The organism is Glutamicibacter sp. St.4D3, from assembly GCF_059728615.1.
Genome location: NZ_AP039380.1, coordinates 1,315,449 through 1,337,194 on the forward strand (window position 1 = coordinate 1,315,449; position 21,746 = coordinate 1,337,194).

General features: G+C 64.3%; 20 protein-coding genes. 15 read left to right on the forward strand and 5 right to left on the reverse strand.

The annotated features are described in order from the left end of the window. Positions 1-93 precede the first annotated feature (93 nt). The 9 genes from AC6I21_RS06025 (at position 94) to pelF (ending at position 8,696) form a co-directional block, all read left to right on the forward strand. Entirely contained in the window at positions 94-579 is a 486-nt protein-coding gene (locus AC6I21_RS06025; RefSeq protein ID WP_497763207.1) for a MarR family winged helix-turn-helix transcriptional regulator, read from the forward strand. Next, positions 576-1,667 carry a polyprenyl synthetase family protein gene (locus AC6I21_RS06030; protein ID WP_497763208.1) on the forward strand — a complete coding sequence of 364 codons (1,092 nt, stop codon included), beginning with the start codon at positions 576-578 and terminating at the stop codon, positions 1,665-1,667. The genes AC6I21_RS06025 and AC6I21_RS06030 overlap by 4 nt, the downstream gene beginning before the upstream one ends. Beyond that, a complete protein-coding gene (locus tag AC6I21_RS06035; RefSeq protein WP_497763209.1) occupies positions 1,667-2,569 on the forward strand; it encodes a phytoene/squalene synthase family protein in 903 nt (300 codons plus the stop codon). The genes AC6I21_RS06030 and AC6I21_RS06035 overlap by 1 nt, the downstream gene beginning before the upstream one ends. After that, the gene (crtI, locus tag AC6I21_RS06040) at positions 2,566-4,158 is read left to right on the forward strand and encodes a phytoene desaturase family protein (RefSeq protein ID WP_497763210.1); all 1,593 of its coding nucleotides are present in this window, start codon (positions 2,566-2,568) and stop codon (positions 4,156-4,158) included. The genes AC6I21_RS06035 and crtI overlap by 4 nt, the downstream gene beginning before the upstream one ends. After that, a complete protein-coding gene (locus tag AC6I21_RS06045; protein WP_054821332.1) occupies positions 4,158-4,511 on the forward strand; it encodes a lycopene cyclase domain-containing protein in 354 nt (117 codons plus the stop codon). Before crtI ends, AC6I21_RS06045 begins: the two co-directional genes overlap by 1 nt. Next, the gene (locus AC6I21_RS06050; RefSeq protein ID WP_497763211.1) at positions 4,508-4,858 is read left to right on the forward strand and encodes a lycopene cyclase domain-containing protein; all 351 of its coding nucleotides are present in this window, start codon (positions 4,508-4,510) and stop codon (positions 4,856-4,858) included. Before AC6I21_RS06045 ends, AC6I21_RS06050 begins: the two co-directional genes overlap by 4 nt. Continuing rightward, a complete protein-coding gene (locus AC6I21_RS06055) occupies positions 4,855-5,832 on the forward strand; it encodes a prenyltransferase (protein WP_497763212.1) in 978 nt (325 codons plus the stop codon). The genes AC6I21_RS06050 and AC6I21_RS06055 overlap by 4 nt, the downstream gene beginning before the upstream one ends. A gap of 109 nt (positions 5,833-5,941) precedes the next feature. Next, positions 5,942-6,469 (forward strand): isopentenyl-diphosphate Delta-isomerase, encoded by a 528-nt coding sequence (gene idi, locus AC6I21_RS06060; RefSeq protein ID WP_360027807.1) that lies wholly within the window; start codon positions 5,942-5,944, stop codon positions 6,467-6,469. A gap of 691 nt (positions 6,470-7,160) precedes the next feature. After that, on the forward strand, positions 7,161-8,696 hold the full coding sequence (gene pelF, locus AC6I21_RS06065) for a GT4 family glycosyltransferase PelF (protein WP_497763213.1): 1,536 nt from the start codon (positions 7,161-7,163) through the stop codon (positions 8,694-8,696). A gap of 134 nt (positions 8,697-8,830) precedes the next feature. On the opposite strand, the gene AC6I21_RS06070 is transcribed toward pelF, so the two are convergent. Further along, positions 8,831-11,155: a glycosyltransferase family 2 protein gene (locus AC6I21_RS06070; RefSeq protein WP_497763214.1), complete on the reverse strand. Its 2,325-nt coding sequence runs from the start codon at positions 11,153-11,155 to the stop codon at positions 8,831-8,833. A 262-nt stretch (positions 11,156-11,417) separates the two neighbouring features. Between AC6I21_RS06070 and AC6I21_RS06075 the strand changes: the two genes are divergently transcribed. Next, on the forward strand, positions 11,418-11,912 hold the full coding sequence (locus AC6I21_RS06075; protein ID WP_497763215.1) for a hypothetical protein: 495 nt from the start codon (positions 11,418-11,420) through the stop codon (positions 11,910-11,912). Positions 11,913-12,846: 934 nt separating this feature from the next. Then, the gene (locus AC6I21_RS06080; protein WP_497763402.1) at positions 12,847-13,005 is read left to right on the forward strand and encodes a hypothetical protein; all 159 of its coding nucleotides are present in this window, start codon (positions 12,847-12,849) and stop codon (positions 13,003-13,005) included. An 85-nt stretch (positions 13,006-13,090) separates the two neighbouring features. Here the strand turns inward: AC6I21_RS06080 and AC6I21_RS06085 are convergent, their stop codons facing one another. The 3 genes from AC6I21_RS06085 to AC6I21_RS06095 form a co-directional block, all read right to left on the reverse strand. After that, positions 13,091-13,474, reverse strand: a complete 384-nt coding sequence (locus AC6I21_RS06085; protein WP_138178393.1) for a hypothetical protein — start codon at positions 13,472-13,474, stop codon at positions 13,091-13,093. 141 nt (positions 13,475-13,615) lie between these two features. After that, a complete protein-coding gene (locus AC6I21_RS06090) occupies positions 13,616-15,112 on the reverse strand; it encodes a putative bifunctional diguanylate cyclase/phosphodiesterase (protein ID WP_497763216.1) in 1,497 nt (498 codons plus the stop codon). Continuing rightward, a complete protein-coding gene (locus AC6I21_RS06095) occupies positions 15,109-16,086 on the reverse strand; it encodes a hypothetical protein (RefSeq protein ID WP_497763217.1) in 978 nt (325 codons plus the stop codon). Before AC6I21_RS06095 ends, AC6I21_RS06090 begins: the two co-directional genes overlap by 4 nt. Positions 16,087-16,226: 140 nt before the next feature. Between AC6I21_RS06095 and AC6I21_RS06100 the strand changes: the two genes are divergently transcribed. Then, on the forward strand, positions 16,227-16,388 hold the full coding sequence (locus AC6I21_RS06100) for a hypothetical protein (RefSeq protein ID WP_171021268.1): 162 nt from the start codon (positions 16,227-16,229) through the stop codon (positions 16,386-16,388). A 356-nt stretch (positions 16,389-16,744) separates the two neighbouring features. Here the strand turns inward: AC6I21_RS06100 and AC6I21_RS06105 are convergent, their stop codons facing one another. Further along, positions 16,745-17,206, reverse strand: a complete 462-nt coding sequence (locus tag AC6I21_RS06105) for a hypothetical protein (protein ID WP_054821021.1) — start codon at positions 17,204-17,206, stop codon at positions 16,745-16,747. 117 nt (positions 17,207-17,323) lie between these two features. Here AC6I21_RS06105 and ilvD point away from each other — a divergent pair, with 117 nt between their 5' ends. From ilvD to ilvN, 3 genes are all read left to right on the forward strand, one after another. Beyond that, the gene (gene ilvD, locus AC6I21_RS06110; RefSeq protein WP_343833442.1) at positions 17,324-19,027 is read left to right on the forward strand and encodes a dihydroxy-acid dehydratase; all 1,704 of its coding nucleotides are present in this window, start codon (positions 17,324-17,326) and stop codon (positions 19,025-19,027) included. Positions 19,028-19,317: 290 nt separating this feature from the next. After that, the gene (locus AC6I21_RS06115; protein WP_138178219.1) at positions 19,318-21,198 is read left to right on the forward strand and encodes an acetolactate synthase large subunit; all 1,881 of its coding nucleotides are present in this window, start codon (positions 19,318-19,320) and stop codon (positions 21,196-21,198) included. 5 nt (positions 21,199-21,203) lie between these two features. Then, positions 21,204-21,722, forward strand: a complete 519-nt coding sequence (ilvN, locus tag AC6I21_RS06120) for an acetolactate synthase small subunit (protein WP_497763218.1) — start codon at positions 21,204-21,206, stop codon at positions 21,720-21,722. The last annotated feature ends 24 nt before the right edge of the window (positions 21,723-21,746 follow it).

The window sequence follows — 21,746 nt, forward strand, 5'->3', positions numbered from 1 at the left end:
CCGGCAATTTGGGATGTGGACTGGACAACCGAACCCATCTCCTCCATGATGTAGCTAACTTAGCTAACAATCAAGATAGTGAGAGACTCACTCATGGAACTTTCAGGTAATGCGGCCACGGACGCGCTGCGCATCTTCCACGAACTGGTGGAGCACTGCGACGCGGCCGACGCCCTGGGCCGGGAACGTCTGGGGCTGAACTTCACCGACTTCCGTGGCCTGAAGATCCTTAGCGAGCACCCCGGATCCGGTCCCGGCGAGCTGGCCCGCAGGCTGGGCATCAGCAGCGCAGCGGCCACCGCAGTGCAGGACCGGCTGGCCGCCCACGGCTACATCACCCTCACCGTCCATCCACGCGACCGCCGCCGCAACGCCATCCACGTCAACGACGCGGTCATCGACCAGGCGTTCTACCTGACCCGCCAACTGATGGGCGAAGTCCGCACCGTCATTGAACAGCTGCCCGCACCAGTGAGCGACGAACTGGTGCAGGGTCTGCTGCAGGTCAGCGAACGCATGCGCGCGGCACTGAACTCCCTACCCACACCCACCTACCAGCAGCAAAGAGATGAGCCATGACCACCACGCATCCCCACCGCGCCGGTACCCGCAGTGCACCGACCGGCCCGGCCGACAGCGCACTGGACACCCAGATCAGTGCGGAGCTGGACCGGGTGGTGGCCCGCCAGCGAGACCGCACCGCCAGCTACTCCAGCGCCGGCGCCCAACTGTGGGACCACATTGCCCGCAGCCTGCACGGCGGCAAGCGCACCCGCCCCAAGCTGGTGGACCTGGGCTACCGGGCGTTCGGGGGAACCGACCGGCAGCGCAGCGTGAGCCTGGGGTGCGCCTTCGAACTGCTGCACACGGCGCTGCTGATCCACGATGACGTGATTGACCGGGACTTCGTCCGCCGCGGCCAACCCACCCTCAGCGCCCACTACCGCGACCAGGCCGCCGCCCGTGGGCTGCCGGACCTGCAGGCACAGCATGTGGGAGGTTCGGCGGCCATCATTGCCGGGGACCTGCTGCTGACCGCCGCGATCCGCCAAACCACCCACGCGACCGCCGGACTGCCGGCGGCCGCGGCGGTGGAGGAGGCCTTCGAACTGGGCATCGCCCAGGCCGGGGCCGGGGAACTGGAGGACCTGCTCTACTCGATGCACATGATCCCGGCCGACACCGTCCAGGTGCTGCGCATGGAGGAACTGAAAACCGCCGGATACTCCTTCCAGCTGCCGCTGCAGTGCGGGGCGCTGCTGGCCGGGGCCAGCCAGCAGGAGGCCGCCGGGCTCGGGGAAATCGGTTGCCGCTTCGGGGTGGCCTACCAGGTCATTGACGACATCCTCGGCTGCTTCGGGGACCCGCGGGCCACCGGCAAATCCGTGGAATCCGACCTGCGCGAGGGCAAGAGCACCGTGTTGACCGCCCTGGCCAGCGAAGACGCCGACTTTGGCCGCGCCCTGGCCGAATACCGGCAGGGGAACAGTGGCATTGAAGAGGTCCGCCAGGCGCTGCGGGCAAGCGGGGCGGAACAGGTGGCCCGCCGCCTGGCCGCGGATCTGTGCTCCGGGGCCCTGGCCTCCACCCACTTCGCCGCGCTGCCAGAAACCATCCAGGACGAGCTGCGCGCCTACCCGTCCCTGATCCTGGAACGGAGCCTGTAATGGCCCTCAAACCCAGCGCACTGCAGCTGTATACCCGCACCGCCTCACGCAGCGCCCAAACCGTGATTGGGCAGTACTCCACCTCCTTCTCCCTGGCCTGCCGACTGCTGGACCGGCAGAGCCGGGAACACATTGCCAACATCTATGCGCTGGTCCGACTCGCCGATGAGGTGGTGGACGGGGTCGCCGTGGAGGCCGGGCTGCCGGCCAGCGAGGTGGCCCGGACCCTGGATGAGCTGGAGAAGGACACCGAGGCGGCACTGGCCTGCGGCTACAGCACGAACCTGGTGGTTCACGCCTTCGCCTGCAGCGCCCGGCGCCACGGCATCGGGGTGGAGCTGACCCGCCCGTTCTTTGCCTCCATGCGCCAGGACCTGGTGCGCCCCACCCACGATGAACTCTCCCTGCAGGACTACATCTACGGTTCGGCCGAGGTGGTGGGCCTGATGTGCCTGAAGGTCTTCCAGGCCATGCCCGGCAGCAAACCGGACCCGGACGGACGAGCGCTGAGCGCGGCCCGGCGGCTGGGCGCGGCCTTCCAGAAGGTCAACTTCCTGCGGGACCTGGCCGCCGACAGTCAGGAGCTGGGACGCCAGTACCTGCCCGGAACCCGGCACAGCGAACTGGATGAACCCCGCAAGCAGGCGCTGGTCCAGGACATCGCCGCTGACTTGGCCGCGGCCAACGAAGGACTTGCCTACCTGGCGCCCCGGGCCGCCCAGGCGGTGCGCATGGCCCACGGGCTGTTCAGCGAACTGAACGCCCGCATTGCCCGCACCCCGGCCAATGAACTGCTGGAGCGCCGGATCTCGGTGCCCGCCGGGCGCAAGGCGCTGATCGCCGCGCGCACCTTCCTTCCCGCCCGTCCCCTCATCCCTACCCGCACCAGGAGCATCGCATGAATCGGCAGCCAATGGACGTGACAGTGATCGGCGGGGGCTTTGCCGGGTTGGCCAGCGCCGGGCTGCTGGCCCGCACCGGGCACCGGGTCACCCTGCTGGAACAGGGGCAGCAGCTGGGAGGCCGGGCCGGGCGGCTGCAGCGCGAGGGCTTCAGCTTTGACACCGGACCCTCCTGGTACCTGATGCCCGAGGTCTTCGAGCACTGGTTCGAGCTCATGGGCAGCAGCACCTCCCAGGCCCTGGATCTGCGCACCCTGAAAACCTCCTACCGGGTGTTCTTCGAGGACCATGAACCAGAGGACCTGGCCCCGGACACGGCGGGCGACGTGTTCGAACGCCTTGAACCGGGGGCCGGGGAACGCCTGGCCTCCTACCTGCGCCAGGCCTGCGAAAGCTACGACCTGGCTCTGGAGCACTTCCTCTATGATGACTTCGCCCGGGCCAGCAGCCTGCTGGCTACCCCGATCCTCCGTCGCGGCGGCACCCTGCTGCCGCTGCTGGCCCGTTCCCTGAAAACCCACACCGCCAAGGCGTTCACCGACCACCGGCTGCGCCAAATCCTGGGCTACCCCGCGGTGTTCCTGGGCAGCAGCCCGCAGCGCACCCCAGCGCTCTATCACCTGATGAGCCACCTGGATCTCACCCAGGGGGTGCAGTACCCCATGGGCGGGTTCAGCGCACTGGTGGACGCCATGGAGCAGCTGGTGCGAACGGCCGGGGTCACCATCATCACCGGCGCCCGCGCCACCGGCATCCACACCGAGGAAGCCGGCGGGGCGGTCAGCGCCGTGCAGTGGGTGGACGCTGCGGGTGCAACGCACCAAAGTCGGGCGCAGGCCGTGGTGGGAGCCGCGGATTTGCACCACCTGGAAAGCGAGCTGCTGCCGCCGAGCCTGCGCAGCCGCACTCAGCGGCACTGGCGCAAGGCCGACCCGGGGCCCGGGGTGGTGCTCGCCTGCCTGGGAGTGCGCGGCAAACTGCCGCAGCTGGAGCACCACAACCTGCTGTTCACCCGCGACTGGGATGAGAACTTCGCCCGCATCCATGCCGGGGAACAACTGCAAACCGAAACCAGCATCTACGCCTGCATGCCCAGCGCCACGGATCCTGGTGTGGCGCCGGAAGGGGACGAGAACCTGTTCCTGCTTATTCCGGCCCCGGCACGCGTGGACTGGGGCCGCGGGGGAGCTGACGGCGAAGGCTCGGTGATGGTGGAGCGGATCGCGGACGCGGCCATTGACCAGCTGGCCAGCTGGGCTGGGATCCAGGGGCTGCGCGAACGCATCGTGGTGCGCCAAACCTATGGGCCAGCCGATTTCGAGGCCACCGTGGGCGCCTGGCGCGGCGGGGCGTTGGGTCTGGCCCACACCCTGGGACAAAGCGCCTTCCTGCGCCCGGCCAACCGCAACCCCAAGGTGCCCGGGCTCTACTACGCCGGCAGCTCGGTGCGCCCCGGCATTGGCATCCCCATGTGCCTGATCAGCGGTGAGCTGGCAGCCAAGGCGGTCAACCGGGTCAACGCCCCGGGCCCCTTGGGCATGGGGCACCTGCACGGCACGGGGGCGCTGGGTGACAAGGTGGGTGGCTGATGGTTTACCTGCTGATTCTGTTGGCCCTCATTGGGTGCATGGCGCTGATCGATGCACGCTTCAAGCTGTTTATCTGCTGCCGTCCCGGCCCCGCGCTGGTCTCCCTGGTGGTGGGCACCGCGATCTTCCTGCTCTGGGATGTGCTGGCCATTGACCAGGGGATCTTCCTGCACCTGGAATCGAAGTGGATGAGCGGGGTGATGGTGGGTGACCAGCTGCCACTGGAGGAAGTCTTCTTCCTGTTCTTCCTGTGCTACCAGGTGATGATCCTGGTCAACGGCTGGCTGCGGTGGCGGGCCCATGCACGCAAGAAGCAACCGGAACCGGTGACGACGGGGGATTATCGGTCATGACTTTTCTGCAAATGGGCTTGTGCTTCGTGGCCGGTTCGCTAGTGTTGTTGATCGGCTCCATGCTGCTGCGCCGCATCCCGGTGCGGCGGATCGCTCCGGCGCTGCTGGTGGCATTGGCGGCGCTGTTCGTGCTCACCGCGATCTTTGACAATGTCATGATCGCCGCCGGCCTCTTCGACTATGGGCAGCACTCCCTGGTCGGGGTGCGCATCGGGCGGGCCCCGCTAGAAGACTTCCTGTACCCGCTCAGCGCGGTGTTCTTCATGCCGGCGCTGTGGTGGCTCACCGGCGGCACGGCGCCCACCGCCAAACAGGTCCACACGCCACGACGGGGGATTGAACAATGACATCCAAACCTCGGACTACCGCAGCGTCAGGGGCACCAGCCCGGCCCGGAACAACTCCCGGATCACCGGCGGCGGGGGAACCAGCAAGTGCTCAACCAAGAACCCGAAACCTCGCCAACACCCTGAAGGGGCTTGTTGCCACTTCCCGGCCCCTGTCCTGGATCAACACGGCCTACCCGTTCGCCATCGCCTACCTGCTGGCCGGAGGCGGCTTCGACTGGCGCTGGTGGGTGGGTGCCATCTTCTTCCTGATTCCCTACAACCTGGTGATGTACGGGATCAATGACGTCTTTGACTATGAATCCGACATCCGCAACCCGCGCAAGGGAGGCGTCGAAGGTGCGGTGTTGGACCGTTCCCTGCACGCCACCGTGTTATGGGCGTGTGCCCTGACGGCCTTGCCCTTCCTGGTGGCCCTGGTGCTTGGCGGCGGTGCCCGGGCCAACCTGGTGCTGGGCATATCCATGGCAGCGGTGCTGGCCTACAGTGCCCCGTACCTACGCTTCAAGGAACGCCCCTTCCTGGATTCACTGACCAGCGCCGTCCATTTTGTCTCCCCGGGCGTTTACGGCTGGGTGCTGGCCGAGGCGTCCATGGACCTCCAACCCCTGGCGGCTTTCGGAGCATTCCTGCTGTGGGGGATGGCCTCCCATGCGCTGGGCGCCATCCAGGACATTGAGCCGGACCGGCAGGCCGGGCTCTCATCGATTGCCACGGTGCTCGGGGCGCGCTGGACCGCCCGGCTGGTGGTCGGGTGGTACGTGCTGGCCGGCCTGTTGCTGCTGGTGCTGCCCGGCCCAGCGAAGCTCGCCGGCCTGCTTGCGGTGCCCTATGCGTTGAACGCGCTGCCCTACCTGAACTTGGCGGATCAGGACTCAGCGACCGCCCGCTCCGCCTGGCGAAGGTTCCTGTGGCTGAATTACCTGTGCGGGTTCCTGCTGAGCATGCTGCTGATTTACCTCGTTTGGTTCTAGCAGTAAGGCGCTCGCCGGACGCGCCATGGGGAAGAGGACGTGATGCGATCCGGCCGCTGTGCCCCGCTGCGGCAAGACGGATATGGTGGTGTTTCCAATGATGAAGAGAATGGTGGAAAAGTTCATGGACGTAGTCCTGCTCTCCGAGAGCGGTCAGAGCATTGGTACGGCAGACAAGGCATCGGTGCACACCACCGAGACGCCCCTGCATCTGGCTTTTTCCTGCCACCTGTTCAACTCCGAAGGCCAGGTCCTGGTCACTCGGCGTGCCCTGTCGAAGCTGACCTGGCCCGGCGTTTGGACCAATTCCTTCTGCGGTCACCCGCAACCTGCAGAGGACCCATTCGACGCTATTCGCCGGCATGCCCGCCACGAGTTGGGCTGCGATATTGCGGACCTGACGGTGACGCTGCCCGATTTCCGCTACCGGGCCACCGACGCTTCGGGTGTCGTGGAAAACGAAATCTGCCCCGTGCATACTGCACGCATCGACAGCGAACTGTCTCCGAATCCGGAAGAGGTCATGGACTGGCAGTGGGTGGACCCTGCCCAATTGGCTGTTGCGGTGCGTGCAACCCCCTGGGCTTTCAGTCCGTGGCTCGTGATGCAGCTGCCGCAACTGCGAGCCTACTCCTAAACGGGGGCAGACCGAGATCGGGAGCCGACTTCCGAACCAAAAATAAACTCAAAAGTTCCTGCACGTCATAAACCCTTTTGCGGGCAGATCGGGTGCTCGAACCCGGGGCTCGTGGTCGGCGCGAGAAGTAATGAACCTTTACCGGCGCGCCCGTGGAGCCTAGAGATTACGCAAGATTTGACAATATTTCGTCCACACCCACGACTAACAATTCACCGATCGTCATGTGTCAACGTGCGTGTTATCTCAGCTTTGGGCTATGTTGCATCGAAAAGTTAAGCTGAATCTGCGCAATTGGAGATCTCAACGGCACAGCCATTGCCTAATATTCATTGTGGGGGCTGTCCGTAGTGGACAGATCATTTCCGCACGACGGAGTTCGCTCCGGGAGGCGGAAAGCTAAACGCACGTGGAAACCACCCTGATCGCTTTGACGTTCATCGTGGTTTCCTCCTACAAATAAATTCTTGGGGAATTTCATGGGGATACATCCTGTACTTTTGAGCGCCTTAAATCGAGGCGCCCAATACCGCGCGGTGCTGAACGGCGAGCACCAGCCCGAGCGGAATCTGCGTCCGGCGATGACGGGGTCACTGACCGGCCCAGTGCTGTGGGTCGCGCCATGACCACTGCGCAGACCAATCAGAAGGAAAACTCCGCTGCTGCACCAAAGGCCGGTGCAAAGATCCGCGTGGCATTAATCGGGGAAGATACCTGCCCGGTCGCAATGGGCGCGTCGAACACCTGGAATGAGCAGCTGGTCAACGGGCTGCCGGATTACCACTTTGAGATCGTGAAGCTGGTCGGGGACCAGTCCATCCCGGTGAACCTCTCCAAGAGCCCGGCGCGCGTGAGCACGATCCCGGTAGGGGATCCACCATCCCGCGCCCGACTGACCGGACGCAAGGTTGAAGAGCAGCGGGTCAAGACCGCTCTGAACGAATTGTGGAACGCTGCCCTGCCGAAACAGGATCCGGAACAGTCCCACATTATGCAGGCCACCAGCGCGCTGAAGGAATTGGCCCGAGGCACCCGCCACCAGCTTGCGGCGACCCTGCACCGGATCAATAGCGCCGCACTGGTTGCCGAAGCGTGGAGCCGCCACCGCAGTAGCCGTCCGGAACTGCCGCACCTGACCACGGCACAGGCCGAACAGGTGGCGCATTACGCAAACCAGTTCCTGGCGGTGCTGGATGTCTCCTGGCCGCAGGTGGATATCTGCCACGTGACCTCGAACGGTCCGGCAGTCTTGGTTGGCCTGGCCCGCTACTGGCGCGACGGCAGCCCGTTGCTGCTGACCGAGCATGGAGTATGCCTGCGCGAACGCTACCAGGGGCTGGAAGATCTTGGCCTGGCGCACCCGGTGCGCACCGCACTGCTGGGGCTGTCCCGGGTGGTCTGCCAGGTGGCCTACGCCGAGGCTGCCAAGCTGCTTCCGGTCAATGAATTCTTGGCCAAGTGGGCCCGGCAGCTCGGGGCGGACAAGCAGCGCATGCACACCGTGCATTACGGGGTGGATGCCGAGGCCTTCCCGGAGATCAGCACCGAGCCGGAAGTGCCCACCGTTTCCTTCGTGGGGCCAATTCACCCCTCCATGGACCTGGCCACCATGATCCGCGCCTTTGCCACCGTCACGCAGCGGATCCCGGAGGCCAAGCTGCGGATCTTTGGAAAGATTCCCAAGCAGAAGCGGGAGTACTACCAGCAGCTGACCGCACTGGTGGAGGAACTGAAGCTGGGTAACGCAGTGAGCTTCGAGGACAAGGAGCCGAACACCCGCGAAGCGGCTGAGGCAGGGCACCTGGTGGCGCTGTCCTCGGTGTCGGAACGAGTGCCGTTCAGCGTGCTGGAGGCGATGGCCTGCGCCCGCGCCACGATCTCGACCGATGTGGGCGGAACCAGGGAAATCACCGGCCACGACGGACTCTCCGGTGCGCTGGTGCCGCGGCGCAGCCCGGAAGCGCTGGCCAAGGAAATCACCCGGTTGCTGCTCGATGGGCCGGCCCGGCGCCGCATGGGCTTTCGGGCCCGCGAACGGGCCATGGAGAAGTTCCCGCTGGAGTTGTTCCTCAATCGCATGCGTGATGAGTACCGTCAGGTGCTTGCCCCGGCGCCGGTGTCGGCCGCCGCGGTGCTGCAGGGCGGGACGCAGCAAGCCACGAAGGAGTGCCCGTCGATGACCCAGCACGTGCTGCCGGCCTTGAAGACCGCCGCCCGGCAAGCATAGGGCTCGCCGAGGCAGAGACCCGCACCTCCGGACAGCTGCCGGAGGCGCGGGTCGTCCCCTCAGTGGCCTAGCGGCGCTGCGCTAAGTGAGTTTCTTCAGCACGTTCAGGGCAGGTAGGCGGCTCATAGGCCCACTTAGCGAATGCCTATGCGTTTGCGCCGGTCTTCCGAGCCCCGCAGGTCCCGGTTCAGGCGGCGGTCGCCCTGATACAGGATGGTGGCCCAGTCCGTGGTCTCCGGTGTTGCCTGGGGGTGAATCGGCGCGGGCTGCGCCTTGGGCTTGGGTGCAACAAAAAGCCAGGAGATAAGGCCCAGACCCATGTCCGCCACCGAGTTCTTGATTCCGACATAGGCGCGGATGGCGTAGGCGGCCAGGGTGGCATTGATCGCCGCGAACACCACGTTGCCCCAGTTCTGGTGCTGCAGATCCCGCCACAGGGTGAACAGTGAGAAGATCACGATCAGGTAGGGGACCAGCACGTGCAGGGCCGGTGCCGCGGTTCGGTCACGGACCTTGGGGGTGCGGGCGAACGGGATTTTTTCACCGGTGAATGCCTGCTGGATGGATTTCAGGACCCCGGCGAGGTTTACCGGCAGCAACACCAGGTTGAAGCCATAGATGCGGAAAATATCGCCGAAGCGGTGACCGCAGTCGCGCAGGTCGCTGCCCATGCACAAGAAGTAGGGGATCGCGGCGGCGAAGATCAGGGGGCTGAGCAGGCGGCTGTCATACGGGTAGGCCAGGAGGAAGACCAGGCCGAAGCTGGCCCACGCGATGGAGGACATGTAGTTCACCCGCAACAGCACCTCCCGCAATCCCATGGGACGCCGTTCACGGCGTCGCTCCCGGGCCTGGGTCCAGAGCTTGGGCATGATCAGCAATCCGCCATTGGCCCAGCGGCGGCGCTGCACCACCAGGGAACCAAAGTCAGGGGGAGTGGCGCTGTAGCTCAGGCGTTCCGGGTAGTTTGACAAGCCCCAACCGTGGGTTCCCAGGTCGATGCTGGACTCGGTGTCCTCGATGACGGTGCGGTCCTGGATGTACGTATAGATCTCATAGCCGCCCACGGTGTTGACCTGGGCAATATCCTGCAGGGCGCGCTTGCGGATCACCGCGTTGGCTCCCACCCAGAAGGTGGCGTTGTACTGGGTCATGCCCTGATGCAGGATGTGCTGGATATCGGTGGTCGCCCCGGCGATGCGTTCAATACGGGTCGGGGCTCCGCGGAAGGAAGAGTACGGAGTCTGGGTGACGGCGATGCGCGAGTTCTCCTCGGATTCCAGGAAGTACACCAGGCGCAGGCAGTAATCACGAAGCAGCAGGGAATCGGCATCCAACGTCAGCAGGTAGGTGCTGTCCGGGACGTGCAGCAGGTTATCGGAAGAGTGCTCCGTTGCCTCGGCGTGCGGTGTCGCCTGCTCCACCAGCACCAGCGCGTCCCCACGCTGTTCTTGACGCCAGGTCTTGCCCATGAGGCTGATGTACGAGTTCAGGTTCATGGCCTTGTTGGCCTCCTGGGAGAGGCTGGCGTAACGCTTGCGCTCGAAGTTGTCCATCTGTGCGGAGAAGATCCGCACCAGGCGCAAGTGCAGCTCTTCCATGCGTTCAAGGTCCGGTGCCGAGTGTTGTGCCGCAGCGGCCTCCAGGGCGAGCAACGTCAAGCGCAGTTCACGGGACAGGCCCATGAGCACCGAATCAACGAAGAACTCCTCGACATGGTCGGTGACGGCCTCATTGGCGGCCATGGAGTCCAGCCACTCGGCGGACCAACGGTAGGTGGCAATCAGCGCCGGCAACAGTGCTTCGGGGCTGGCGTCCTGGGCACGGGCGGAACGAAACGCCTGCAATTCCCTGCGGGTGTGGGCGGCCGGCTCGGCCAACGCGGTGGCGATTTGCCCGCTCAGCGCCCGCGTGGCGTCCAGGCGTTCTCGTACCGCGGGATCGGTGGGGTGCGGATTGTCGTCAATCAGCAGCACAACCCGCAGCTGCGGGAATTCCTGCAGGGCCGCGGACCAGAGCGTGGCACGTACGACCGCCGGTTCCTCGGCATAGCTGGGCACCAGGACCGTAATCCCCTCGGTGTGCTCCCTAAAGTGCCGGTCCAGCTCTCCGCGCGGAACCCGCTGGTGGGTGGCGAACCGGTTCAGGGCTCCCTGGCGTGCCGTGAGGTACATCAGGGCAGAGAAGGTCAGGAACGTCACCACAATCAGATACAGCACCGCTTCGAACTGGAACCGGAAGCCGGCCCCGGGATTGTTCGCCAGCTGGCGCAGGATGGTGGTGATGACATAGGCAACCCAGGACAGCACGGTCACCACAATGGCCACGCGTCCCCATGCCAGCTTCGCGTTGGAGGGGGTCGGATGGACGATGGACAAGGGCTCGGAGCGTTTCTCCGACCCCCATTGCCGTCGCCGGCTTTCGGTCACTTGACCGGTGGTGTGCTTGCCTGCGCCCATGCAGGTTTCCTCCCAGAAGATGCAGTACGACCGGACGCTGCCGCACCGCCGCGGAGGCGGAAAAATCTGCGGGAAAAGCCGGTCCTAGAAGCGGGATGCCCCGGGGCATCCAATTAGCATAATTCTAAACTACAGCCTTAAGATGTCCTTAAGGCCGTGTATTGTCAGTGGTCATCCAGGAAGCTGGTCTGGCCAGTGGTGCCGCGGTTTTGCGCCTCATCTTGATCTCTCTTCACCTCCTGTGATTCCTAAAGGGGAACCCATGGCAATTCAGTTCCAGGGCCGCCGGCTTTCCGTGTTTCGCCTGCTGATCGTGCTGCTCGTGATTGCCGGGCTGGTGGCCGGTTCCCTGGCGCTGTGGTTCCGGGCCAAGGACCGTGCCGCGGCGGCGGGCAGCGACCAGTGGTTCGGAGCGTACGTGGACTCCACGTCCACCCCGTTCTATGACATCGCGGGAACCGTGGCTCAGGGGGAACGCGTCGTGCTGGGATTCATCGTCGCCGATCCGGATGAAGCGTGCGCCCCTTCCTGGGGAGGCTTCTACTCAATGGACGAGGCCGCGGACACTTTTGACCTGGACCGCAAGGTGGCGCGGTGTGAAGGACTCCGGCGGAGAAGTGGTGATTTCCACCGGCGGTTTGCTCAACGACGAACTGGCCAGCGCATGTCAGGACGAGGGGAAGATTACTTCCGCCTACAAGTCGCTGTTGGAACGCTACGAATCCACCACCCTGGATTTGGACATCGAAGCCGATGACCTGACCAATGTTGCGGGCGGGAAGCGACGGGCAGCGGCGGTGGCGCAGCTGCAGCAGCAAATCCAGGTCGAGGTGTGGTTGACCCTTCCCGCCGCCACGTTCGGCCTTGCCCCCGAGGGCCTGGCCGAGGTGAACCGGATGCTGAACGCCGGCGTCGATCTTGCTGGCGTCAATCTAATGACCATGAACTTCGGGCAGACCCGCCAGGAGGGGGACTCCATGGCGCAGGCCTCGATTCAGGCGGCCGAAAGCGCGCGCGGCCAGCTGTCTGCCGCCTACCGCGAGCATGGCCAGCAGCTGGGGGAGCAGAGCCTGTGGCGCAAAATCGGTGTTACCCCGATGATTGGCCAGAATGACCTGCTCGGGGAGGTCTTCGACCTGCAGGATGCCAAGGACCTGAACGATTTCGTCAAGGAAAAAGGCCTGGGGCGTGTTTCCTTCTGGTCCGCCAACCGTGATTACTCCTGCGGGGACAACTTTCCGGATCCGACCCGGGTATCAAACAACTGCAGCGGTGTGACGCAGGAGGACCGGCAGTTCACCAAGCTCCTCTCCGACGGGCTGGGACACGGAGCGGACTCGGCACCGGCCCCGGAGGCTGCACCAAGCCCGGAACCGGCCCCGGTGGAAACCGCGATCACCGATGACCCGGCCACCAGCCCGTACCCGATCTGGAATGAGAGCGCCGCCTACGTCGAGGGCGATCGCACCGTGTGGCGCAAAAACGTGTACGAGGCCAAGTGGTGGACGCAGGGCACAGCGCCTGACGCCCCCGCCGCCGAGGGGCAGCCTTCGCCATGGCAATTGGTCGGTCCGGTCCTGCCCGGTGACAAGCCGGCTCCGGTGGTCACTGCCCCCAAGGGCCTCTATCCAGAGTGGGCTGCCGACGCGGTCTACACCAAGGGTGACCGCGTGCTATTCGAAGGGCGCGTCATGCAGGCCAAGTGGTGGAATTCAACCCAATCGCCGCAGGCCGCGCTAGAAGGCGCCGCGGAGTCGCCATGGGACGTGCTGGACAACGCGACGGTGCAGAAACTCATCCAGGAGCAAGGCACCAAGGAACAGGAGCCCAAGAAGCAGGAAAAGGGTTAGGAATCCGCGACGCCGTCGGCCAGCGCTTCTGCCTCGAAGTAGGGCAGCTTACCGGCGGTTGTGTTCCGCCTCCAGCGCTTGGCCCTCAGTACCCAAGATGGGCGAGCGCCTCGTCCATGGTGGTGACGTACTTGCCAATCGGCGAATCGCGTAAATCGGAGAGCATAAATCCCGAGAGCACCTGATCCACATGGTTTTGCCCCAGCAACGCCACACGGCTCGTGGGACGGGATTTGGCCACCTCGGTGGAAACATCGGGACACACGTCGGACAGTCCACCGATCACCGCGATCACCTTGATCTCATCGGCCGTGTGCAGCTTGCGGAGCTCTGCGGAGATTTCCGCCAGCATGGGAACCGTGAGGACCGAGCCCTCCTTAAAGGTCAGGACGTGATATCCCCGTTCCTCCCAGTTTAAATCCCAGTGTTCATGGCTGGATTCAGGTAGGACTGCAGTCTCAGTGATCATCGTTCCCCCGACATTCTGATCAGTAATCCCTGCGGTCACCTCGATGCGAGTGGGGTGAGCGGAGGGCAACAAAAGCTGTTCTCAACGCGAGTCTACCTAAAGATAACGTAAATGCTAGCTTGCGAAGCTAGGGATTTAGGATTAGATCGAAGGGTACGGTCCCGGACGGCCAAACAGGAATCCCTGAAGGCAGTGGGCTCCCAGGGTGCGCAGCACCGCGGCTTCGGCCTCGGTTTCCACGCCCTCCACGATGCACTCCAAGCCACACGCCACCGCCAGGTCCAACACCGCCTGCATGACGGCCCGCTGCTTGGGGTTGCTGTCCACTCCGATGGTGATGGAACGGTCGACTTTCACGCCGGCCACCGGCAATTTGCTGAGATAGCCGAAGGACGAATAGCCCGCACCGAAGTCATCAATGAAGACCCGAACCCCCAGCTCTCGAAGGGCCCGCAGTGAATACAGCTCCGGGCGATCCCCAGAGATGTAGCGTTCCTCGGTCACCTCGATGACCAGGCACTCGGGCGGGATTTCGTATTCACGCAACTTCTGGGTGACCTTGTCCGAGAAGGCAAGATCCGTCAGCTCCGAGGGGGTCACGTTGACTTGGACACGGAAGTCCTCGGAGACCCGCTGCCCTCGCCGCCACTGTCCCAGGTCGGCCAGGGCACAATCCAGCAGCCGGGTGGTGAGCTGGCTGAGCAAGCCTGATTCGGCCGCCAGCGGCAGGAAGTCCGCCGGGGAGAGCTCGCCCAATTCGGGGTGTTCCCACCGGGCCAGGGCTTCGACCCCGACTTCGGCGCCGTCCTCCACCGAGATCACCGTTTGGTAGGCCGGGTGGATTTGCCCGCTGGCCAGGGCCGTGCGCAGCTCCGTGCTCAGCAAGGCCTTGCGGTGCCGTTCGTAGAGCATGAAGTCCTCGAACTGCTGGACCTTTTCCTTCGGATCCCGTTTGGCGACGTACATGGCGGTGTCAGCGCACTCCAGCCATTGTTCCGCGGTGAGTGATTCGTGGCCCACGCAGAACCCGATGCTGCCGCCCGGAGTGATGTTTGCCGGGCCGACTTCCACCGGTTCACGCAGTACCTGAAGCAGGCGCTGACCCATCGTCTTGGCTGCCGAGGCATCCACGCGGGCCAGGATGGCGAATTCGTCTCCACCCAGCCGGGTCGCCAAATCTCCTGGACGCACGCTCTGACGCAGCCGGGTTGCCACTTCCTGCAGCACCCGGTCTCCGGCGTTGTGTCCGTGGATGTCGTTGATGGGCTTGAAGTCATCCAGGTCAATCAGGAACAACGTGCTGACCGGTTCGGCGCGATGTGCCGCATCCAGCTGTGAGGCGAGTTCGCGCATCAGGGCGGCCCGGTTGGCCAGGGACGTGAGCGGATCGGTGTAGGCCAGCACCTCCATTTTGTCCCTCGCGGACTCCAGCAGGTGGGTCCGCTGGCGCACCCGCTGCTCCAGCTCCTCATAGGTGCCCGAGAGGCGATTGGCCATGGCCTTGATCCCCACCATGATCGCGTCGATGTCATCACGCTGTTGGCTGGGTCGCAGGGAGACAGCGAAGTCTCCACCGGCAATTTTCAGGATCGAGTCAACGATGTCCTGGATCCGCGGATCCATTTCGGCGTGCGTCACGAACCGTCCTTTCCTGCCTGTTGCGCCTGGTGGCGTTTGTGCTGCGCTGCCTTCGGCTCCCCGGCCTGCTCCAGCAGCTGCGCCCACCAGGAGAAAAGGGGAACCAAATGCTCAGGTGCACCACTATAACGGGAGGTGAAATCCTCCAGAATGGCCATGGCGCGGGCAGGGTCGCCCTGGACCGCGGCGGCGCGAGAACGTGTCAGACACAGGCCGGCGTGGTCCAGGTCGCCGGCCTCGATGAGTCCAAAGGCCAGCTCGGCCCGCTGCAGGCAATCCTGGACTTGTTCGTTTAGGATCCCGGCCTGAAGTCGTAGTTCGGCGGTGGCCCGGTTGAAGCGCGCCCAGAGGACCATGTCCTGGGCCGGGACCAATAGTTCCGCGGCGCGCTGGTGGTAGTGCACTCCCAAATCCGGTTCGCGGACCATGAAGGCCAAGTTGCCCAGCGTCCAATACGCCTTGCCTTGCTCCTGTCCGTCGGCAACAAGATGCAGCGAGCCTGCCAGGTGCTGGTGCAGTTGCCACGCTTCATCTGGGTGCCCGGCTTCTACCAGTGCGGCCAACAGCACCTGGTAGAGCTGGACCCGTACCGGGGACTCATCGTCCAGTTCACGCACCAGGCATTGGGCCTGGCGGGCAAGGGACAATGCGTTGGCGTCATCACCCACGCAGCGCCGTGCGGTTGACTGGGCCAGCAGCGCCTTGATGGTCAGGTCGGTGCGGTTCAACTGCCCGGCTGTTTGTTTCATCTGATCCGCTACCCGGCACATGAGTTCGTAGTCATCCACGGCATGGGCGGCCGAACACAGGGCCTCCTGCACCAGCCAATAGGTTGACGCTTCGGTCTTCGGATCTAATTGGGCCAGTACCTGGGGGCCTTGGAGGGTGACCTTCTCATGTTCGCCATCGCGTGCGGCACGCAGTACCTCGGCGACCTTTAGTTGGGCGGCTGAGCCGTGACGAAAATGATCCACTGCATCAGTATCGCATCAGATGCGTTTAATTGTGCAGATTCCTTGTTCTCATTCTCAGGCTTCACTAGGCTTTACCTTGGCTCGTTGCGCTTCGGCAGGAGCCGCGGCACGAGCCGCGTATTTCGAGAAGGGTACTGCCCGTGAAGAACGTCAAGAAACTCATCGCACTGGCCGCCGCGGCCATGGCCCTGGTAGTCGGTGTCAGCGTCAGTTCCGCCTCCCAAGGGGATACCACCGCCGGTGGTCTGTGGCCGTACAGCCACGGGATCAGCACCCCGGCAGGCGGCCTCTGGCCCTACTAATAACGACGACGGTAGATACTGTGGAATACGCCATATTCCGATGGATCGCCGACCAACTGTCGACCGGCCGCTGAGTTCCAACCCCGGAACTTGGCGGCCGGTTCCGGTTTGGAGCCAAACACCATCGCACGCCGAACGAGTCAGCAGGTGTTGCATAAGACTTGCCGGCGGTTAGTCGGCGAGAGAAAGTAAAAAAGTGGGCTGCGACCCGGGCCTGCGGCGAGCGGATACGCAAAACTCCCTGCTCCTCGGGATCACCGGCGGGTCAGGGAGTTTTGCAGGAAAGTAGGGGAGCCGATGGCAGGTGTTGATTCACCGCCGCCGACTTTTCTTTGGCTGAGTGATGAGCCGGTGGCTTACACGAAGTTCTCGGTGCCCTCGATGGTGTTCATGAAATGGTGCATGAACTCGGCGAAGTCCGCCGCGTCCGATTCCTGATCCAACTCCACGCTCTGCACCACGGCATCATCCAGATGCAGGTCCACGTTCGGGTGTGCATCCACATTGAAGCGGAACACCCGGCCGGTGGAGGTGGCGATCTCATAGCCTCCGTCATTGACCAGCGCGAGCTGGTTGACGTTCGTGTTGTTGATCGTGATCGCGTCCTCGGCGGCCCTCAGGTCTGCCGGATCGATGGGGGCGAGCACCAATTCTGCCGGTTGGCGCCGATACCCGATGACCTTCAATCCGCCGCTGCCGGCCAGTCCCACCGCCGCGACCAGGTTGTAGCTGGCGAAGTTGGGGATCTGTGCATCAAACGCCTCATGCAGCAGGCGCTTGACGGTGTCGGTCGGATTCTCGTCTGGGCGTGTGTCCATGACTCACACTCTACTAAGAATGCTGAACAAAATGATCAATGAGCGCTTTTGGCGAAATGTGTCATTGTCGCGTCACGGGTTGTCCAATTGGTCATATTGACTTCTAGAATCTTTTTCATGAGCCAGGAAACGACCCCAGATATCAAACCACGCTCCCGCGCGGTGACCGATGGTATCCATGCCGCTCCCGCCCGGGGCATGCTCCGCGCCGTGGGCATGGGTGATGAGGACTTTGCCAAGCCCCAGATCGGTATCGCCAGCTCGTGGAACGAAATTACCCCGTGCAACCTTTCGCTGAACCGTTTGGCCCAGGGTGCCAAGGAAGGCGTCCACGCCGGTGGCGGCTTCCCGATGCAGTTCGGCACCATCTCCGTCTCGGACGGCATCTCCATGGGACACGAGGGAATGCACTTCTCGCTGGTCTCGCGTGAAGTGATTGCCGACTCGGTGGAAACCGTGATGATGGCCGAGCGCCTGGACGGCTCGGTCCTGCTGGCCGGTTGTGACAAGTCCCTGCCCGGCATGCTGATGGCCGCGGCCCGCCTGAACCTGGCTTCCGTATTCCTTTACGCTGGCTCCATCATGCCCGGCTGGGTGAAGCTGGAAGACGGTACGGAGAAGGACGTCACCCTGATTGACGCGTTCGAGGCCGTTGGCGCCTGCGCGGCAGGGAAGATGAGCGAAAAGGACCTGGACGCCATCGAACGGGCCATCTGCCCGGGCGAAGGCGCGTGCGGCGGCATGTACACCGCCAACACCATGGCCTCCATCGGTGAGGCCCTGGGCATGTCCCTGCCCGGTTCCGCCGCCCCGCCGTCGGCGGACCGCCGCCGCGATATGTTCGCCCACCGCTCCGGTGAGGCCGTCGTGGAGATGCTGCGCAAGGGCATCCGCGCCCGCGACATCCTGACCAAGGAGGCCTTCGAGAACGCGATCGCCGTGACCATGGCGTTCGGCGGCTCCACCAACGCGGTGCTGCACCTGCTGGCCATCGCCCGCGAGGCCGAAGTGGATCTGACCCTGGATGACTTCAACCGGATCGGTGACAAGGTTCCGCACCTGGCCGACCTGAAGCCCTTCGGCCGCTACGTGATGAACGACCTGGACCGCATCGGCGGTGTCCCGGTGGTCATGAAGGCGCTGCTGGATGCCGGGCTGCTGCACGGGGACTGCCTGACCGTCACCGGCAAGACCGTGGCCGAGAACCTGGCTCACATCGCCCCGCCGGATCCGGACGGCAAGATCCTGCGCGCCATGGACAACCCGATCCACAAGACCGGTGGGGTGACCATCCTGCACGGTTCGCTGGCTCCCGAGGGTGCGGTGGTGAAGTCCGCCGGCTTCGACGCCGACGTCTTCGAGGGCACCGCCCGCGTCTTCGAACGCGAACAGGGCGCCCTGGACGCCCTGGACAAGGGTGAGCTGAAGGCCGGGGATGTGGTGGTCATCCGCTACGAGGGCCCCAAGGGCGGACCAGGCATGCGCGAGATGCTGGCCATCACCGGCGCCATCAAGGGCGCCGGGCTGGGCAAGGACGTGCTGCTGTTGACCGATGGGCGCTTCTCCGGGGGCACCACCGGGCTGTGCATCGGCCACGTGGCCCCCGAGGCCGTGGACGGCGGACCGATTGCGTTCGTCAAGGACGGGGACAAGATCCGCGTGGACATCGAGGCCCGCAGCTTCGACCTGCTGGTGGATCCGCAGGAGCTTGAGGCCCGCAAGGTCGGCTGGGAGCCGCTGCCGGCCAAGTTCACCACCGGTGTGCTGGCCAAGTACGCCAAGCTGGTCAACTCGGCCTCCACCGGCGCATTCTGCGGCTGAAACACTTCGGTGTGAAGCGGTGGGTGGGCACCCGCAGTGTCCACCCACCGAACATCCGTCTCATATATTGAGATCGACGGAGAGTCGTGTTGATCTTTCAGATGAGTTGGACAAAACTGGGTATATGCAAACAACCACCAGTGTTCTACTAGTTATCAGGCGCGGAGCCTGAAACTTGATCTGTCCTAGACAGATCACCTGGTGACGCGCACAGCCCCCTTTCGTCAGTTGCTGACGGCCGCGGGGCGTTTTTTATGCGCAGATGAAGAGATAGATCAGGAAGGATCCCGATGAGCAACGGAAAACCTGCCAATCCGGCTACGGTTGCCAAGTCATTGAACCGCAGCAAGGATGCCACCGCTGTCTCTTCCGTCGTGGAGGCTTCGAACCCGGTCCAGGGTCCGAACAACATTGTCGCTCCCACGCAGATGACGGGCTCACAAGCCATCGTCCGCTCATTGGAAGAACTGGGCGTCAAGGACGTCTTCGGATTACCCGGTGGGGCCATCCTTCCCACCTATGATCCGCTCATGGACTCAACCAAGCTCAACCACATCTTGGTCCGCCATGAACAGGGTGCCGGCCATGCCGCACAGGGTTACGCCATGGTCACCGGGGAAGTGGGCGTATGCATCGCCACCTCCGGCCCGGGCGCAACCAACCTCGTCACCGCACTGGCCGATGCCAACATGGACTCGGTCCCGATGGTGGCAATCACCGGACAGGTGAACAGCGCCTTCATTGGCTCTGACGCGTTCCAGGAAGCCGACATTGTCGGCATCACGATGCCCATCACCAAGCACGCCTTCTTGGTGACCAAGGCCGAGGACATCCCGCAGGTGCTGGCCAGCGCCTTCTACCTGGCCCAGAGCGGACGCCCGGGCCCGGTGCTGGTGGACATCACCAAGGACGCGCAGACCGCGCAGACCGAGTTCTCCTGGCCGCCCAAGATCGACCTGCCCGGCTACCGGGTGGTCACCAAGGGCCACAACAAGCAGCTGCGCGAGGCCGCCAAGCTGATCGCCGCGGCCACCCGTCCGGTGCTCTACGTGGGCGGCGGGGTCATCAAGGCCGACGCCCACCAGGAACTGAAGGAATTCGCCGAGTACATCGGTGCTCCGGTGGTCACCACCCTGACCGCCCGCGGCGCCTTCCCGGACTCGCATGAACAGCATGTGGGCATGCCCGGCATGCACGGGGCCGTTTCGGCGGTCACCGCGCTGCAGCAGTCCGACCTGCTGATCACCCTGGGTGCGCGCTTCGATGACCGGGTCACCGGGGTGCTGCACACCTTCGCCCCGTACGCGAAGGTGATCCACGCCGACATCGATCCGGCCGAGATCTCCAAGAACCGCACCGCGGACGTGCCGATTGTCGGTTCGCTGGATGAGATCATCCCGCAGCTGCATGCCGCCTGCCGCACCCGGTTTGAGACCGACCCGCAGCAGGACTTGAAGCCCTGGTGGGACCTGCTCAACCGCCTGCGCGACACCTACCCGATCGGTTGGACCGAAACCCATGACGGGCTCACCGCCCCGCAGAAGGTCATCGAGCGCATCGGGGCCCTGACCGGCCCGGAGGGCGTGTTCGTGGCCGGGGTGGGCCAGCACCAGATGTGGGCCGCCCAGTTCGTGAAGTACGAGCGCCCGCGCTCCTGGCTGAACTCGGCCGGACTGGGCACCATGGGCTACTCGGTGCCTGCCGCCATGGGCGCCAAGGTGGCCCAGCCCGAGCGTGTGGTCTGGGCGATTGACGGGGACGGCTGCTTCCAGATGACAAATCAGGAATTGGCCACCTGCGTGATCAACCAGATCCCGATCAAGGTCGCGGTGATCAACAACTCCTCGCTGGGCATGGTCCGCCAGTGGCAGACCCTGTTCTACGATGCGCGGTATTCGAACACGGACTTGAACACCGGCCACGGCACCGCCCGGATCCCGGACTTCGTGAAGCTGGCGGACGCCTACGGCTGTGTGGGCCTGCGCTGCGAACGCGATGAGGACATTGACGCGACCATCCAGAAGGCGTTGGAAATCAATGACCGCCCGGTGGTCATCGACTTTGTGGTCTCCGCCGACTCCATGGTCTGGCCGATGGTGCCGTCCGGGGTCAGCAACGACCAGATCCAGATTGCCCGGGGCATGACCCCGGAATGGGAAGAGGAGGACTAGGAAAGATGGCAAAGCATACGCTGTCGGTGCTGGTCGAGGACGTCCCCGGTGTGCTGACCAGGGTTGCCGGACTCTTCGCCCGCCGTGCCTTCAACATCCACTCGCTGGCCGTGGGACCCACGGAAATCGAGGGAATCAGCCGCATCACCGTGGTGGTGGACGCCGAGGGGGACTCCCTGGAGCAGGTGACCAAGCAGCTGAACAAGCTGATCAACGTCATCAAGATCGTTGAGCTGCTGCCCGATGCCTCGGTGCAGCGCGACCACATCATGGTCAAGGTGCGCGCCGACGCCGCAACCCGGCTGCAGGTCACCCAGGCCGCGGAACTCTTCCGCGCCTCGGTCATCGACGTGGGACCCGAGTCCCTGGTCATCGAGGCCACCGGCAACGCCTCAAAGATCGAGGCCCTGCTGGCGGTGCTCGAACCATTCGGGATCCGCGAAATCGTGCAGGCTGGCACCCTGGCCGTGGGCCGCGGCGCCAAGTCGATGAGCGACCGGGCCCTGAAGTCCCTGAGCGCCTAGCGACGGCACCGGGCACCGCACACC

Excerpts from the sequence above, each read along its gene's own strand:
- AC6I21_RS06030 (WP_497763208.1), top strand. The coding sequence starts at position 576 with ATGACCACCACGCATCCCCACCGCGCCGGTACCCGCAGTGCACCGACC.
- AC6I21_RS06080 (WP_497763402.1), top strand. The coding sequence starts at position 12,847 with ATGCAGGCCAAGTGGTGGAATTCAACCCAATCGCCGCAGGCCGCGCTA.
- AC6I21_RS06115 (WP_138178219.1), top strand. The coding sequence starts at position 19,318 with ATGAGCAACGGAAAACCTGCCAATCCGGCTACGGTTGCCAAGTCATTG.
- AC6I21_RS06045 (WP_054821332.1), top strand. The coding sequence starts at position 4,158 with ATGGTTTACCTGCTGATTCTGTTGGCCCTCATTGGGTGCATGGCGCTG.
- AC6I21_RS06055 (WP_497763212.1), top strand. The coding sequence starts at position 4,855 with ATGACATCCAAACCTCGGACTACCGCAGCGTCAGGGGCACCAGCCCGG.
- AC6I21_RS06075 (WP_497763215.1), top strand. The coding sequence starts at position 11,418 with ATGGCAATTCAGTTCCAGGGCCGCCGGCTTTCCGTGTTTCGCCTGCTG.
- AC6I21_RS06050 (WP_497763211.1), top strand. The coding sequence starts at position 4,508 with ATGACTTTTCTGCAAATGGGCTTGTGCTTCGTGGCCGGTTCGCTAGTG.
- AC6I21_RS06085 (WP_138178393.1), bottom strand. The coding sequence starts at position 13,474 with ATGATCACTGAGACTGCAGTCCTACCTGAATCCAGCCATGAACACTGG.
- AC6I21_RS06025 (WP_497763207.1), top strand. The coding sequence starts at position 94 with ATGGAACTTTCAGGTAATGCGGCCACGGACGCGCTGCGCATCTTCCAC.
- ilvN (WP_497763218.1), top strand. The coding sequence starts at position 21,204 with ATGGCAAAGCATACGCTGTCGGTGCTGGTCGAGGACGTCCCCGGTGTG.
- AC6I21_RS06105 (WP_054821021.1), bottom strand. The coding sequence starts at position 17,206 with ATGGACACACGCCCAGACGAGAATCCGACCGACACCGTCAAGCGCCTG.
- idi (WP_360027807.1), top strand. The coding sequence starts at position 5,942 with ATGGTGGAAAAGTTCATGGACGTAGTCCTGCTCTCCGAGAGCGGTCAG.
- ilvD (WP_343833442.1), top strand. The coding sequence starts at position 17,324 with ATGAGCCAGGAAACGACCCCAGATATCAAACCACGCTCCCGCGCGGTG.
- AC6I21_RS06035 (WP_497763209.1), top strand. The coding sequence starts at position 1,667 with ATGGCCCTCAAACCCAGCGCACTGCAGCTGTATACCCGCACCGCCTCA.
- AC6I21_RS06070 (WP_497763214.1), bottom strand. The coding sequence starts at position 11,155 with ATGGGCGCAGGCAAGCACACCACCGGTCAAGTGACCGAAAGCCGGCGA.
- crtI (WP_497763210.1), top strand. The coding sequence starts at position 2,566 with ATGAATCGGCAGCCAATGGACGTGACAGTGATCGGCGGGGGCTTTGCC.